Here is a 14,889-nt window from a genome sequence, read left to right as displayed (position 1 = left end):
CCCAGGCCGGTACAGGTACAACCCTAAGGAGCATCATGCACACACGTCCGCGCTTTCTGATTCTCGCCGCCGCCTTGCTCGCGGCCACCCAGGCCCTTGCCGCCGACCGCCTGACCCTTCGCATCGGAGACCAGAAGGGCAACATGCGCGCCCAGCTCGAGGCCGCCGATGCCCTGCGCAACCTGCCCTATGAGATCAAATGGGCCGAATTCCCCGCTGCCGCGCCGTTGGCGGAGGCGCTGAACGCCGGGGCGATCGATGCCGGCATCATCGGCGATGCACCCCTGTTATTCGTGCTGGCTTCTGGCGCACCGGTCAAGGCGGTTGCAGTCGACAAATCAGACCCGTACGGCACCGCGCTGCTGGTGCGCCCCGACGCGCCGCTGCAGACCGCAGCCGAGCTCAAGGGCAAGCGCATCGCTACCGGCCGGGGTTCGATCGGCCATCATCTGGCGCTCAAGGCACTCGACAAGGTCGGCTTGAGCGAAAAGGACGTGGAGTTCCGTTTCCTTGGCCCGGTGGACGCGAAGATTGCCCTGGCCAATGGCTCGGTGGATGCGTGGTCGACCTGGGAACCCTATACCGCACTTGCCGAGCTGAGCGGGCAGGGCAGGGTGCTGGTGGATGGCCGAGGCCTCTCGAGCGGCAACAGCTTTCTCGCCGCGACCGAAAGTGCCCTGGACGATCCGGCACGACGGGCTGCGCTGGAGGATTATCTCAAGCGGCTGGCTGGCGCGCAGGTCTGGGCCTACCAGCACCTGGACAGTTATTCGAGCACCCTGGCGAAGATCATCGGCTTCCCCCAGGACGCCGCCCGCCTGCAGTTCGAGCGCCGCAAGCTGAACTGGCAGGGCATCGATGCGAAGACTATCGCCGAACAGCAGGAGACCGCCGACTTCTACCACGCCCATGGCTTGATGAGCGAGCGCCTGGACGTGGCCCCCACCTTCGCCAAAGGCTTCAGCGTGCCCAGCCCGGACGCCGTCGCAGCCCAACACTGATCGGAGAATGCCCCCATGCCTCATTTCAAACGCCTGCGTCACCTGGCCGCCGGCCTGCTGATCGGCGGCCTGCTGCCGGGGCTCGCCAGCGCCGAGCAGACCTTGCGGATCGGCTACCAGAAATCATCCACCCTGCTGACCCTGCTCAAGGCGCGCGGCACGCTCGAGCAGCGGCTACAGAAAGAGGGCATCCGTGTCAGCTGGCATGTGTTCCCGAGCGGCCTGCCGCTGCTCGAAGCGCTCAACCTGGGCAATGTCGACCTCTCGGCGGATGTCGCCGATACGGTGCCGGTGTTCACCCAGGCTGCGGGTGCGCGGCTGACCTACTTTGCCCGCGAGACACCATCGCCAACCGCCCAGGCGATCCTGGTGCCGGCTGACTCCCCGCTCAAGACCTTGGCCGACCTGAAAGGCAAGCGTGTCGCCGTGACCAAGGCCGCCGGCAGCCACTACCTGCTGATCCAGGCCCTGGCCAAGGCTGGATTGAGTTTCAAGGACATCAGCCCGGCCTACTTGATCCCTGCCGATGGCCGCGCCGCTTTCGAGAACCGCAAGGTCGATGCCTGGGTGACCTGGGACCCGTATGTGGCCAGCGCGCAGCGCCAGCAGAACGCACGCATCCTCGCCGACGGCAGCGGCCTGGCCAGTTACCAGCGCTACTACCTCGCCGGCAGCGACTACGCCAAGGCGCATCCAGAGGTACTCCAACAGGTGTATCTCGCATTGCGTGAAATCGGCCAGTGGACCAAGGCCAACCCGGAGGGTGCCGCCCGTGTCCTCGGACCGCTGTGGGGTAATCTGGACAGCGCCACGGTGCAGCAGGCCAATGCCCGTCGCAGCTATGACGTGCAGCCAGTGCGCCTGGACGACCTGGGTGAGCAGCAGCGCATCGCCGATGCGTTCCTGCGTGAAGGCCTGCTGCCCAAGCCGGTGGACGCCCGGGCCGTGACGCTGTACGAGCCCAAGGCTGTTCAGTGAAAAACGAAACAGGGCTGGGGCAGATCTCTACGGTATCAACCGCTCCGCCCGCAACCTGTCGAACACATCGAAAAACGCCTGATCGCTGGCCTGATACGCCGTGAATCCCATGCCCCGGCTCTTCGACATGTCCGTGACCACTTCAATCGGACGCCCGAGGTCCGCATCGGTGTGCCACGGCGAAACCAGGCGGGTGATATCCGCCTCCTCGAGCCCGTGTTCCGCGACGATCTGGCTCCAGGGCGTCTGGTCATCCGCCATCTGCGTTTCAAGTGGCGAAGCCGCAGCCGGGTAGTCTGCAGGGTCCAGGCCGAAGTATCGCGCGATCTGGCCCCACATCCATTTCCAGCGGAACACGTCACCATTGGTGATGTTGAAGGCTTGGTTGGCAGCTGCGGGGGTTGTGGCGGCCCAGAGTTGCTGCTTGGCAAGCTGGCGTGCGTCGGTCATGTCGGTGAGGCTGTCCCATTGCACCCTTGAGCCTGGAAACACGAACGGGCGCCCGGTGTGTTTGCAGATCGTGGCGTAGACGGCAAGGGTGGTCGCCATGTTCATCGCATTGCCGACGGCGACGCCGGTGACGGTATGCGGCCGGTGCACGCTCCAGGTGAAGCCGTCCTTCTCTGCGGCGGCGAACACTTCGTCTTCCTGGGCATAGTAGAAGTTTTCAATGTCCAGACGGCCCTGGTCTTCGCGGAACGGAGTCTGCGGAAGGCTGCCCTTGCCATAGGCTTCGAATGGACCAAGGTAATGCTTCAAGCCGGTGACCAAGGCCACATGCTGGACACTGCCGGCGGGGCGGACCGCATCCAGGACGTTGCGCACCATCGCGGCGTTGACCCGGATATTCTCGGCTTCCGTGGCTTGCCGAGACCAGGTGGTGATGAATACGTGGGTAGGTTTCAAGTCGGCCAGCGCGTGTTTCAGAGACGCCGGGTCCTGGAGGTCCGCGGCGACGGGAATCACGCCGGAAGCTGGCGAAGGATGACGCGAAAGCGCCGCGACCTGCCATTGGTTGTCGAGCAGTAACTGGGTGATGGCGCTGCCAACGATGCCGCTGGCGCCCACTATCAATGCTGTATGGTTCATGAGTTTCTCCTGGGGTGTAGCTTTTTGGCTCGCAGAGGCACTGGAGGTTCCTGCGGATCTACAGCCATTGTGCTCGCCCCCGTGTCGGCCAGAGGCCAGCTTCTGTTCGAGCAAAGAAGAAGTAGTCACAGGGTCGGGAAGACAGTCGGCGGGTCGACCCGTCCAGACGGCGTGAGGCATGCCCCCAGCACCTGCAGCAGCGCCCGCACCTTCGGCAGGCTCTGCCGGCTTTTCAGCCAGACCAGATTCAGCGGCAGGCTGTCCATCGCGAGCTGCGGCAGCACCTCGACGAGCTCGCCCGTTGCCAGGTACCGGTTCACCAGCCAGGTGGGCAGCTGGGTGATGCCCGCGCCCGCGACTGCAGCCATGAGCTGGCTTTCGCCGTCGCCAATGGCAATCCGACCTTGCATCAGACGGCGGTCGACGTGACCGGGTTGGCTGGAGAAGTACCAGGGGGTCACGGCACCGTCTTCGTGGCCATAGAGAATACAGTCGTGGGCGTCGAGGTCGTCGGCGGTGGCGGGTGTGCCGCGGGCTTCGAGGTACGCAGGCGCGGCGCAGAACACCAGGCGTTGGGCTCCCAGATACTGGTGGCCGAGCAGGGCGGGCCAGGCATCGGGGGCGCCGATGCGCACGACGATGTCGATACCTTGCTCGACGGGATCGACAAAGCGGTCGGAAAAGGTGATGTGAGGCAGCAGCTGCGGGTGGCCGCGCAAGAAATCCAGCAGCAGCGGCAGCACATGTACACGCCCGTAGGAGGCCGGCAAGTCCAGGCGCACCCGGCCTCGGGGTTCGGCGTCCTGGTCGCGCAGGGTCTGCTCGGCCTCTTCGAGACAGCCGAGCACTTCCGAGCAGGTGCGGTAGTACTGCGCGCCGGCATCGGTCAGCGAAAGTCGTCGAGTGGTGCGGTTGAACAGGCGCAGCTCCAGGCGCTGCTCGAGGCGGGCGATGCCTTTGCTGACGGCGGAGTTGGTGAGGTTCAGGCGCCGGGCAGCGGCAGAGAAGCTGCCGACGTTGGCCACGCAGACAAATACGTGAATGCCCTTGAGCGTTTCGGAAGAGATCATGGCGTCTCGCATTGGTGATATGGATTCACATCACCTCGTAGGAAATGGCTTAAATGATGGTCTTAATTCTCCAATAAGCTATGCGAAATGCCGCATGTGCTCAACAGCCACGTGCTGACGCCCAGCGGATTTCCACGTTTTGGAGGCCACACCCGATGACCGATCTGTTTGATACCTACGACCTTGCCGGTCTCACGCTGAACAACCGTTTCGTGATGGCGCCGATGACTCGCTCACGTGCGCCGGAGGACATCGCCACCGAGCAGATCGCGCTGCATTACACCCAGCGCGGCACAGCCGGCCTGATCGTTTCCGAAGGCACGCCCATCTCCCGCGAGGGGCAGGGCTACCTGTTCAATCCCGGTATTTTCACACCCGAACAGATCAAGGGCTGGAAGCTGGTTACCGACTCGGTCCGCAGCGTAGGCGGGCGCATGTTCGCCCAGCTGTGGCATGTGGGGCGTGTCTCGCACACCTCGATCCAGCTCGACGGCCAGGCGCCGGTTAGCTCGACGAACAAGGCCGCCGAGGGCGCGATTGCCTTTGGTTACGACGAAACTGGCGAGCCGGGCTTCGTTGCGACCTCCGTACCGCGAGCGCTGAGTTCCGACGAGGTCGGCCGGGTGGTCGAGGACTTTGCCCAGGCGGCGGAAAACGCCATTGCAGCGGGCTTTGATGGCGTGGAAATCCATGGCGCCAACGGCTACCTGATCGAGCAGTTCCTCAACCCGCGCATCAACGACCGCACCGATCGTTACTCAGCGCAAAACCTTGAAGACCGCCTGCGCTTCGTATTCGAAATCGTCGACGCGGTGTGCGCGCGCATTGGCGCGAATCGCGTGGGCATCCGCATCTCGCCCTACGGCCAGCTGTTCGACATGCCCATCTATCCCGAAATCGACGAGACCTATTCGGCGCTCTGCGCCGGCATGGGCCAGCGCGGCATCGCCTATGTCCACGTCATGGACCAGACTCATTTCTTCCTCGCCAGCGAGGGCGCTGAAAAGCAGGAGCAGGCACTGCGTGAACTGCTGCGCCACTGCAAGGCACAGTTGAACGGCACCGCGCTGATCCTGGCGGGCGACATGACGCTGGAGCGTGCGCAGGATCTGGTGGATGCCGGGCTGATCGACCTGGCAGGCTTCGGGCAGCCATTCATTGCCAACCCCGACCTGGTGGCGCGGTTGAAGCATGGCTGGCCGCTGACTACGCCGGATCGGGAGACGTACTACGGGGGTGATGGGAAGGGGTATGTGGATTATTCGCCCTACGAGGCGGTTTGATCGGAGGGTGTGAATCTTAGCGATGTAGAGATCAAGCGCCGAGGTGTTCGCTTGGTTTTTGCAGCGCCGCTGAGATCTAGCGCCGCCCGCGCGGCGCTCGATATCAGCGGCAACACAAGGCCCCAAGCGCACGCTCCGAACACATCCCCTGTAACACAAGTGAAATATTCCCCGCGTAACTTCCTGCATTACATAAAAATTGCAGTCGCAAGACACTTTGATTGCAGGCCCGCCCGCCTCACCGGCCGCGGGTCATATCACAAGGAGGTGAGCGTGGAACCCTGTACTGAAGTGCTCCGTCATCAAATGCAAAGCGCGCAACCCGTGCTGATGCGCCTGGACATCGAAATGCAAGGCATCGACTTCGACCCACTGGTACCGGCGAGCATCGATGCAGCCATTGCCACGGTATACCGGGTGATCGAATCGCTGCTGGGCCCGTTTCGTCGTAATCCGATCCTCGGGCCCTTGGCCGATGAGCTCAGGGCACAATACCTTGATGGCATCCACGCAACTGTCAAGGCGGCCCGGCCCCTCGCCTGACCGCCTCGATACCAGGGACTCAGCTGTCCTTGCTGCGCCCAGGCAGCACGCTGCTGATCAGCTGCTTGGCCGTCTGCTTGAGAATGCCGGCCTGGTCGGGATCGCCCTGCAGCAGGGTTGAAGCGAATTTCTTCGCCTGTTCAAGCTTGATGTGCGGAGGCAGGGGGGCGACGTTGGGGTCGGTGCGGAATTCGATCACCACCGGCACGTCACTGGCCAACGCTGTTTCCCACGCCGCGGCCACTTCATCTTCCCGCTCGACGTAGATGCCCTTGAGCCCGATGGAAATCGCGAACAGGTGATACGGCACGTCGGGAATATCCTGCGACGCGGCGTACTTGGGGTCGCCTTCCATGACGCGTTGTTCCCACGTCACCTGATTCAGGTCCTGATTGTTGAACACTGCGCAGATCCACTTGCCATTGGCCCACTGCTGCCAGTACTTGGCCACAGTGATGAGCTCGGCGAGATTGTTCATCTGCATGGCGCCATCACCGACCAGGGCAACCACTTGACGCTCGGGGTGAGCGAATTTCGCAGCAATCGCGTAGGGCACCGCCGCGCCCATGCTGGCAAGCCCGCCCGATAGCGAGCACATCATGCCCTCGCGCATTTTAAGGTCGCGGGCAAACCAGTTCGCGCAGGAGCCCGAGTCGCTGGTGATGATTGAGTTGTCGGGCAGGCGTGGGGACAGTTCGTGGACCACGCGCTGGGGATTGACCGGGTCGGCGGAGGTGAGCGCGCGCTTGTCCAGCTTCTTGTCCCAGGCGGCGCGCCAGTGTTCGATCCTGTCGCGCCACTTGCGATCGGTCTTCTGCTCGATCAGCGGGAGCAGCGCGTCGAGGGTGTCACTGGCGTCGCCGACCAGATTGACCTCCATGGGGTAGCGCAGGCTGAGCATGTCGGGCGCCAGGTCGATCTGCACGCCGCGTGCCTGGCCCTCCTTGGGCAGGAACTCCGAATAGGGGAAGCCCGAGCCGATCATCAGCAACGTGTCGCACTCGTTCATCAGGTCATAGCTGGGCTCGGTGCCAAGCAGACCGATGCTGCCGGTCACCCATGGCAGCTCATCGGGCAGCACGGCCTTGCCGAGCAAGGCCTTGGCTACGCCGGCGCCAAGTTTGTCGGCAATGGCGCGGACCTGCTCGCTGGCTTGCAGGGCGCCAGCGCCTACGAGGATCGCGACTTTCTTGCCCTCGTTGAGCACCTTGGCAGCGCGTTGCAGGTCTGCGTCATAGGGGACGACCTTGGGACGGCTGAAGCCGACACCAGAATGCACCGTGCCGTGAGCCCGTTCCGGTTCTTCGTAGGGGAGTTCCTGCAGGTCGTTGGGCAAGATCATGGCGGTGACCTTGCGCTCACCCAAGGCAGTGCGGACAGCGCGGTCCACCAGATGACGTACTTGCGAAGGCACCGAAGCCTGCTGCACGAATGCGCCGGCCACGTCCTTGAACATCGACACCAGGTCGAGCTCTTGCTGATAGTGGCCGCCCAGCGCAGCGCGGGCTTGCTGTCCGACAATCGCAAGCACGGGCATATGGTCCATGCGAGCGTCATAAAGACCCGTGAGCAGGTGCGAGGCACCGGGACCGGAAGTAGCGATGCATACACCCAGCTCGCCTGTGAACTTGGCATGGGCACTGGCCATGAAGGCGGCCATTTCCTCGTGGCGGCACTGGATGAACTCGATCTTGCCCGACCTGCGCATGGCACCGAATACCCCATTGATGCCATCGCCGGGGTACCCGAATATACGCGTCACGCCCCACTGGCTGAGTCGTTCGACCAGGAAGTCGCCTACTGTAGTCGCCATCTTTTCCTCTCCTCGTTGCGCCAGAAGCGCGCAGCTAGTCAATGAAAGTTACGACTTACAGGGCGAAGCAGGCGTTCAGACTCATTTCATGAAACCCACGAGGACTGTGCGCGGAACAGTTTCAGCCCTTGCTGTGGTTGGGCGAGCTTGGCGGCCTGGCAATGCCCCTGGGGCCAGCAACGCCCCAGATGGCCAGGCCCACGAGGGGCAGCACGAAGATCAGCACAGTCCAGGCCAGCTTGGTGCCCGCGCTCTTGGTGCTTCGCCAGACGCTGTTCAACGCCCACAGGTCGAGCAGCAGGATAATGACGGCTCCGGCGAGCCAGAAGAATGATGTCTCCATGGTGCGTCACCTCTGTCGATGATCAGCAAAAAGGTCTAGAGGATCGGCTTGCCCCCAGTAACCCCATACCGGCTGCCCGAGATGTAGCTGCCTTCGTCCGACGCCAGCAGGACGTAGATTGGCGACACCTCTACGGGCTGGCCCGGCCGGGCAAGGGGCGTCTGGCTGCCGAAATTGGATGCCTCTTCCTCGGGCATGGTGGCAACGATGAGCGGCGTCCAGATCGGGCCAGGCGCAACGCTGTTGACCCGGATGCCCTTCGGCCCGAGCATCTGCGCAAGGCCCGCCGAGAAGTTGGCGATCGCGCCCTTGGTCGCGGCGTAGCCCAGCAGGCTGGGTGTGGGCGAGTCCGAGTTCACGGAGGTGGTATTGATGATCGAGCTGCCCTTGGCCATGTAGGGCAGCGCCGCCTTGCAGATACGGAAGATCGCGGTGATGTTGACGTCGAACGTGCGTACCCATTCCTCGTCGGGAATGTCCTCGATGCTCTCATGGCTCATCTGGAAGGCCGCGTTGTTGACGAGCACATCGATGCGCCCGAAGCGCTCGACCGTCTTGGTCACCAGCTCGTCACAATGCGCCTTCTGTGCCAGGTCACCCGACAGCAGCAGGCACTGGCGCCCGGCCTGTTCGACCCAGCGCGCGGTCTCGCGGGCATCCTCGTGCTCGTCAAGATAGGCGATGACCACATCGGCGCCTTCGCGGGCAAAGGCGATAGCCACCGCCCGGCCGATACCGCTGTCGGCACCGGTGATCAGTGCCACCTTGTCGGTCAGGCGCCCGTGGCCGACGTAGCTCTGCTCGCCGCAATCCGGATAGGGTTCCATCTTGCTCTGCTCGCCGGGCACTTTCTGGGCTTGCTTGGGGAAAGGGGGAATGGGGTAATCACGCATACCGTTACTCCTGTCGCAGATGTGATGACTGTTGCCTTGTTGGAAACCCGGAAACCCATGCAGTTGGATCTGATGACGCCACGGCGCGACGAATGGGCATGAGCATGGTTATCATTGGCGATTCCAGCTGGTGCGCTGGAAACCATTTCCACAGGAAAACGGCGCCCATGATGGAATCGAATACACCGCCGCGTGGTCCCATCGTGAAGCGTGGTAATGACAGGCGTGTACTGCCTGTTGCAGGACAACAGCCTCAATCAATGGAGAGACGAAGATGAAAGCAGTCGTATTGACCGCCTTGCTGGCCACCGCCGGCCTGGCCCAGGCCCAGACCGTCGAGATCAATCTGGCGGGGCCTGATGGCGTCGGCAAACCGATCGGCAGCATCACCATCGAGCAGAACAAGTACGGCACCCTGCTTACCCCGGACCTGAAGGATCTCGAGCCAGGCGTGCACGGCTTCCACCTGCACCAGAATCCTTCCTGCGACGCTGCCCAGGCTGACGGCAAGACAGTACCGGCGGGTGCGGCAGGCGGGCATTGGGATCCAGCCAAGACCACCGCGCACAAGGGGCCCTATGACGACAGCGGTCACAAGGGCGACCTGCCGGCGATCTACGTCGGTGCCGACGGCAAGGCCACCTACCCGGTGCTGGCTCCACGCCTGAAGGCCGACGAGTTCAAGGGCCATGCGCTGATGGTGCACGTCGGTGGCGACAATCACAGCGACCATCCCGAAGCACTCGGTGGCGGCGGTGCGCGCTTTGCCTGTGGCGTGGTGAAGTAACAGCCCGAGGGCGCGGCGCGCGTGGGGACATTTCCCCGCGCGCCCCGCAGCACGCGAGGCCAGCAAAAATATCTTTCAGCCTTAGGTAAATCCTTTGTCGGGCAGGCGCCCGGCGCAGCGCCGCTAGGGTAATGTGACGGTTATCCCTATCAGTCCCGCGCGCGGCATGTTCCGGCGCCAGAGAGGTGCCTGTGGCTGCCTATACCCTGCGACAACTCAAGTATTTCGTCACCACCGTCGAGGCCGGCAGCGTAGCCGAGGCCTCACGCCAGCTGTACATCGCCCAGCCATCCATCTCGACCGCCATCAAGAGTCTCGAAGAAAGCTTTGGCGTGCAGCTTTTCATTCGCCATCACGCCCAGGGCGTGTCGCTGACGCCCAGTGGAAAGCGCTTCTACGCCAAGACCCGGGCGCTGTTGCAGATGACCCACGAGTTCGAGCAGAACGCCCTGGCTGACAACGACACCGTGGCCGGGCAGATCGACATCGGCTGCTTCGAGACCGTGGCCCCCTTGTACCTGCCGCGGCTGATCGCCGGGTTTCGCGAGCGCTACCCGGGCGTTGATATCCGCTTGCGTGACGGTGAGCAACAAGACCTGATCCAGGGCCTGACCGCTGGCACTTTCGATGTGGCGTTCCTCTATGACCATGACCTGGATGGCACCATCGAAGCCGAGCCATTGATGCCCCCGCAAAAACCCTACGTGCTGTTGCCCGAGAAACACCGGTTTGCCGGCCAGGCCCAGGTGTCGCTGCGCGACCTCTGCCCGGAACCGATGATCCTGCTCGACGTTGCGCCCAGCCGTACGTACTTCGTGAGCCTGTTCAACGACATGGGGCTGACGCCGAACATCGTGTTCAGTTCGCCCTCTATCGAGATGGTGCGGGGGATGGTGGGGCAGGGGTTCGGGTTTTCGCTGCTGGTGACCCGGCCGCATTCGGAGTGCACCTACGACGGGCAGAAGGTGGTGACGGTCGAGATCGCCGAGCCGGTGGCGACCTCGGGGCTTGCTGCCGCGCGATTGAAGCGGGTCCAGCTGACCAAGCCCGCCCAGCTGTTCGTGGACTTCTGCCGCGAAGAGCTGGGGCGGATCTGAGAGCAGCCCGGCCCGCCCTTTTGCAGGGCGGGCCGGGGGTTACATCTCGTCCGGCACCACTGCGATGATGTCGATCTCCATCAGCCACTCCGGCTGGGCCAATCCGGCCACTACCAACCCCGTGGATATCGGGAACACGCCCTTGAGCCACTTGCCGACCTCCTGGTACACCGCCTCCCGGAAGCGCGGGTCGGTGATATAGGTGGTGGTCTTGACGATGTGCGACATGTCCGAGCCTGCCTCCTCGAGCAGCTGCTTGACGTTTTTCATCGCCTGCTCGGCTTGCGCGCGCGGGTCTCCGAGGCCGACCAGGCGGCCTTCGAAGTCGGTGCCGACCTGGCCGCGCACATACACGGTGTTACCCGCCCGCACGGCCTGGCACAGGTCATTGTCCAGGGTCTGGTTGGGATAGGTGGCCTTGGTGTTGAACATGCGGATGCGGGTATGGGTTGGCATCAGTTGACTCCCTGGAGGCTGGTTTTCTTGAGCGCAGGCTCGGCATCGGCCTGGCGCTGGGTGCTGTCTCGATAGGCAAGGTAGGTGCGTTGCGTGGCGATATGTCCGGCAACATGCTTGGCGTCGTGCCACACGCCCCAGATGAATGAGGAGCCCCGGCGCGACAGCCATGGCAGGCCGACGAAGTACACGCCCGGTTCGCTGGACACGCCGCGCTGGTGCCTCGGCTTGCCGTTGGGGTCGAAGGCATCGACCTGCAACCAGCTGAAATCGGTGGCATAGCCGGTGGCCCAGATGACCGAGGTGACGCCTGCCTTGGCAAGGTCCAGTTCAGCGATCGGGTTGCTGACGCACTCAGGCTCAGGATGACGGCGTCGCGCTTCGGGTTCTTCGGGCAGGTCCAGGCCATTGCGCTCGATGTACGCATCGGCGGCATCCAGCAAGGCCAGGTAGTTTTCGTCACCACGGTCGAGGTTGGCCGCCAGGTCGTCCTGGAAGCTGACCACACCGTCGTTGAACGCCTTGGTCAGGCCGACCAGGTTCATGCCCTGATGCGCCAGCGCGCGGAAGTCCACGGTATGGCCGCCACGCGCACCGCTCACGGCGATGGTCACGTGCTCGCGGCCGGGCTTGGCGATCTCTGCGTCCCACTCGCCCAATACGCCCAGCCACCAGCAGAAGTCACGGTTGCGGTAGGCGCGTGGCGGGCGGTCGTGCGCACCTACCGACAGGTATACCTTGCGCCCGGCGCGCATCAGTTCCTCGGCGATCTGCACGCCGGACGATCCCGCGCCCACCACCAGCACCGCGCCTTCGGGCAACTGCTCAGGGTTGTAGTAGGCAGCCGAGTGGATCTGGTGCAGGGCCGGATCCTTGGGTGCGATCGGCGGGATCACTGGGCGCTGGAACGGGCCGGTGGCGGCGACTACGCGGCTGGCCTGGATCACGCCCTGGGAGGTCTCGATGGTGAAGCCGGGACGGTCGGCGTTGCGGACCACCTTCCTGACCTCGACACCCGTGCGGATCGGCAGGTTGAATTTATGTGCATAGGCTTCGAAGTAGTCCGCCACCTGGTCCTTGCCCGCGAAAGCATCCGGGTCCAGGTCGAATTCCAGGCCAGGGAAGCGGTCGTGCCACACCGGGCCGTTTGCGACCAGCGAATCCCAGCGGCCGGTGCGCCAGGCCTCGGCGATGCGGTTGCGCTCCAGCACCAGGTGCGGCACGCCGAGTTTGCTCAGGTGTTCGCTCATGGCGACGCCAGCCTGGCCTGCGCCAATTACCAGCGTATCAATAACGGTCTTGTCGATTGTCATGTCTGAGCCCTTGTTGAAGGCGGTTCTTGTGAGGTCGGTAGGGGTACCGCCTGTGCCTGGAGCCAGACTAGGGAAGGGCAATGGAACGTTAAAATATTATTTAGCTAACACTTGCCCATAATTATCTGAAGGCCCCGTATTCATTGGCCTTTGTCGAATTCATGCGTGCTTTTTTCTGATGTTCTGACGTCGCCGGTGCCACGTTATTTTTTTCCTTTCCAGGAACCATAAAAAAGGTCGTTTCGCTGTTGCCGGGTGCTCCCCAGAATGCTGTTTACCTATGACTCAAACCGAACAAGGAGCAACAACATGACCTTCTCCATCATCGGTCGCTGCCAGGAAACCGGCCAGCTTGGCATCGCCATCAGCTCATCGAGCATTGCCGTCGGCGCCCGTTGCCCGTGGGTACGCGCCGGCGTAGGCGCCGTGGCAAGCCAGAACATCACCTTGCCAGCGCTTGGGCCGCAAGTGCTCGACGCCCTCGAGCAAGGGCAACTGCCCACGGCGGCGCTGGACCGTGTATTGAGCGCCAATGGCTGGAGCGAGTACCGGCAGGTGACGGTCATCGACAGCCAGGGGCAGGTTGCGCTGTTCACGGGCAAGCAGGCCCTCGGTGTGCACAACGCAGGGGCCGGGGATCAATGCGTGGCTGCAGGCAACATGCTGGCAGGCCCGCAGGTCATCCAGGCCATGGTCAGTGCCTTCGAGCAGCACCACGGCCATCTCGCCGATCGCCTGCTGGCAGCCATGCATGCGGCGATCCAGGCGGGTGGCGAAGCGGGGCCGGTGCATTCGGCAGCGCTCAAGATCGCCGGCGAGCTCACCTGGCCCCTGGTGGACCTGCGCGTGGACTGGGCCGAGCAAGACCCGATCGGCCAGCTGGATGCGCTCTGGCAGGCCTACCGCCCGCAAATGCAGGACTACGTGACCCGCGCGCTCGACCCGACCACTGCCCCGAGCTACGGAGTGCCCGGCGATGAATGAACCGACCAGCCGCGCGCTGCTCGAGCGGCTGATCGGCTTTGCCACGGTCAGCCGCGATTCGAACCTGGAGTTGATTACGTTTATCCGTGATTACCTGGCCGGTCTTGGCGTGGAAAGCGAGCTGTTTCACAACGACGATGGCACCAAGGCCAACCTGTTCGCGACCATCGGCCCGACCGATCGTGGCGGCGTAGTGTTGTCCGGACATACCGATGTGGTGCCGGTGGACGGCCAGGCCTGGACCGTCGAGCCGTTTCTCCTTACCGAGCGGGAGGGCCGCCTGTATGGACGCGGCGCCGCCGACATGAAAGGCTTCATCGCCTCGGTGCTTGCCGCAGTGCCGGTCTTTCTCGCCGAGCCCTTGAGGCTCCCGGTGCATCTGGCGTTTTCCTACGACGAAGAAGTCGGTTGCCTCGGCGTTCGCTCGATGCTGGCCGACCTGCAGAAGCGTCCGCACAAGCCCCGGCTGTGCCTGATCGGCGAGCCTACCGAGCTCAAGCCCGTGCTGGGCCACAAGGGCAAGCTGGCCATGCGCTGCCAGGTCCAGGGTGCTGCTTGCCATTCGGCCTATGCGCCCCAAGGCGTCAACGCCATCGAATACGCTGCGCGGCTGATCGGCAAGCTAGGCGAGATCGGACAAGGACTGGCCTGGCCGGAGCATCATGACGCGCGCTTCGACCCACCGTTTTCCACGGTGCAGACCGGCATGATCAAGGGTGGCCGGGCGCTGAACATCGTCCCTGCCGAGTGCGAGTTCGACTTCGAAGTGCGGGCCCTTCCAGGCTTTGAAGCGCAGGCGGTGGCGGATGAGCTGCAGACCTACGCCCAGGTTGAGCTGGTGCCGCGGATGCATGCGGTGCAGGCGGACACCGGCATCCGATTCACGCCCTTGAGCGCCTATCCTGGATTGGCAACCGCCGCTGACAGCGAAGCCGCCCAGGTATTGGCGTTGCTCAGTGGGTCATCGGCGTTCGGGACGGTGGCGTTTGGCACCGAAGGCGGGCTGTTCGAGCAAGCCGGCATCCCGACGGTGGTGTGTGGGCCTGGGAGCATGGACCAAGGGCACAAGCCGGATGAGTTCGTGACCGTGGAGCAGTTGGCGGGATGCGATGCGATGCTGCAGCGCTTGGCCCACTACCTGCGCCAGGCAGGGCCCTGAACCTGGGGATGTGCAAGGTAATGCCCTGTGCCCGCTGGGAGTGACTTCAGCGGGCAGCTTGACTGCAGGCGCTAACCGCA

At 63.6% G+C, this 14,889-nt stretch carries 15 protein-coding genes; 8 read left to right on the top strand and 7 right to left on the bottom strand.

The window, feature by feature from the left end:
• The first annotated feature begins 35 nt into the window (after positions 1–35).
• Positions 36–1,001, top strand: coding sequence for an ABC transporter substrate-binding protein (locus AC0ZZU_RS12090; RefSeq protein WP_476340940.1), 966 nt, complete (start codon positions 36–38; stop codon positions 999–1,001).
• A gap of 15 nt (positions 1,002–1,016) precedes the next feature.
• Positions 1,017–1,979 carry an aliphatic sulfonate ABC transporter substrate-binding protein gene (locus AC0ZZU_RS12085; protein ID WP_476340938.1) on the top strand — a complete coding sequence of 321 codons (963 nt, stop codon included), beginning with the start codon at positions 1,017–1,019 and terminating at the stop codon, positions 1,977–1,979.
• Between the two features lie 27 nt (positions 1,980–2,006).
• Here AC0ZZU_RS12085 and AC0ZZU_RS12080 read toward each other — a convergent pair whose 3' ends face one another.
• Both AC0ZZU_RS12080 and AC0ZZU_RS12075 read right to left on the bottom strand, forming a co-directional pair.
• Positions 2,007–3,068: an SDR family oxidoreductase gene (locus AC0ZZU_RS12080; protein ID WP_476340936.1), complete on the bottom strand. Its 1,062-nt coding sequence runs from the start codon at positions 3,066–3,068 to the stop codon at positions 2,007–2,009.
• Between the two features lie 125 nt (positions 3,069–3,193).
• Positions 3,194–4,138, bottom strand: coding sequence for a LysR family transcriptional regulator (locus AC0ZZU_RS12075; RefSeq protein ID WP_476340934.1), 945 nt, complete (start codon positions 4,136–4,138; stop codon positions 3,194–3,196).
• Between the two features lie 155 nt (positions 4,139–4,293).
• Between AC0ZZU_RS12075 and AC0ZZU_RS12070 the strand changes: the two genes are divergently transcribed.
• Together AC0ZZU_RS12070 and AC0ZZU_RS12065 are read left to right on the top strand one after the other, a co-directional pair.
• Entirely contained in the window at positions 4,294–5,421 is a 1,128-nt protein-coding gene (locus AC0ZZU_RS12070) for an alkene reductase (protein WP_476340932.1), read from the top strand.
• A 273-nt stretch (positions 5,422–5,694) separates the two neighbouring features.
• Positions 5,695–5,964 carry a hypothetical protein gene (locus AC0ZZU_RS12065; protein WP_476340930.1) on the top strand — a complete coding sequence of 90 codons (270 nt, stop codon included), beginning with the start codon at positions 5,695–5,697 and terminating at the stop codon, positions 5,962–5,964.
• Positions 5,965–5,983: 19 nt separating this feature from the next.
• On the opposite strand, the gene AC0ZZU_RS12060 is transcribed toward AC0ZZU_RS12065, so the two are convergent.
• From AC0ZZU_RS12060 to AC0ZZU_RS12050, 3 genes are all read right to left on the bottom strand, one after another.
• The gene (locus tag AC0ZZU_RS12060; protein WP_476340928.1) at positions 5,984–7,777 is read right to left on the bottom strand and encodes a thiamine pyrophosphate-requiring protein; all 1,794 of its coding nucleotides are present in this window, start codon (positions 7,775–7,777) and stop codon (positions 5,984–5,986) included.
• 121 nt (positions 7,778–7,898) lie between these two features.
• Complete coding sequence (locus AC0ZZU_RS12055; RefSeq protein WP_476340926.1) at positions 7,899–8,120, bottom strand: PLDc N-terminal domain-containing protein; 222 nt, start codon at positions 8,118–8,120, stop codon at positions 7,899–7,901.
• 35 nt (positions 8,121–8,155) lie between these two features.
• On the bottom strand, positions 8,156–9,013 hold the full coding sequence (locus tag AC0ZZU_RS12050) for an SDR family oxidoreductase (protein ID WP_476340924.1): 858 nt from the start codon (positions 9,011–9,013) through the stop codon (positions 8,156–8,158).
• A 274-nt stretch (positions 9,014–9,287) separates the two neighbouring features.
• Here AC0ZZU_RS12050 and sodC point away from each other — a divergent pair, with 274 nt between their 5' ends.
• Both sodC and AC0ZZU_RS12040 read left to right on the top strand, forming a co-directional pair.
• Positions 9,288–9,800, top strand: coding sequence for a superoxide dismutase [Cu-Zn] SodC (sodC, locus tag AC0ZZU_RS12045; RefSeq protein ID WP_476340922.1), 513 nt, complete (start codon positions 9,288–9,290; stop codon positions 9,798–9,800).
• A gap of 191 nt (positions 9,801–9,991) precedes the next feature.
• Entirely contained in the window at positions 9,992–10,897 is a 906-nt protein-coding gene (locus AC0ZZU_RS12040; RefSeq protein ID WP_476340920.1) for a LysR family transcriptional regulator, read from the top strand.
• Positions 10,898–10,936: 39 nt separating this feature from the next.
• Here the strand turns inward: AC0ZZU_RS12040 and AC0ZZU_RS12035 are convergent, their stop codons facing one another.
• Together AC0ZZU_RS12035 and AC0ZZU_RS12030 are read right to left on the bottom strand one after the other, a co-directional pair.
• The gene (locus AC0ZZU_RS12035; protein ID WP_476340919.1) at positions 10,937–11,353 is read right to left on the bottom strand and encodes a RidA family protein; all 417 of its coding nucleotides are present in this window, start codon (positions 11,351–11,353) and stop codon (positions 10,937–10,939) included.
• Positions 11,353–12,666, bottom strand: a complete 1,314-nt coding sequence (locus tag AC0ZZU_RS12030; protein WP_476340917.1) for a flavin-containing monooxygenase — start codon at positions 12,664–12,666, stop codon at positions 11,353–11,355. The genes AC0ZZU_RS12035 and AC0ZZU_RS12030 overlap by 1 nt, the downstream gene beginning before the upstream one ends.
• Positions 12,667–12,975: 309 nt before the next feature.
• Between AC0ZZU_RS12030 and AC0ZZU_RS12025 the strand changes: the two genes are divergently transcribed.
• Positions 12,976–13,650 (top strand): DUF1028 domain-containing protein, encoded by a 675-nt coding sequence (locus AC0ZZU_RS12025; RefSeq protein ID WP_476340915.1) that lies wholly within the window; start codon positions 12,976–12,978, stop codon positions 13,648–13,650.
• On the top strand, positions 13,643–14,809 hold the full coding sequence (gene argE / locus AC0ZZU_RS12020) for an acetylornithine deacetylase (protein ID WP_476340913.1): 1,167 nt from the start codon (positions 13,643–13,645) through the stop codon (positions 14,807–14,809). Before AC0ZZU_RS12025 ends, argE begins: the two co-directional genes overlap by 8 nt.
• The last annotated feature ends 80 nt before the right edge of the window (positions 14,810–14,889 follow it).

This window comes from Pseudomonas sp. JE3303 (genome assembly GCF_056312565.1).
This window is presented reverse-complemented; position numbering and strand designations above follow the sequence as displayed.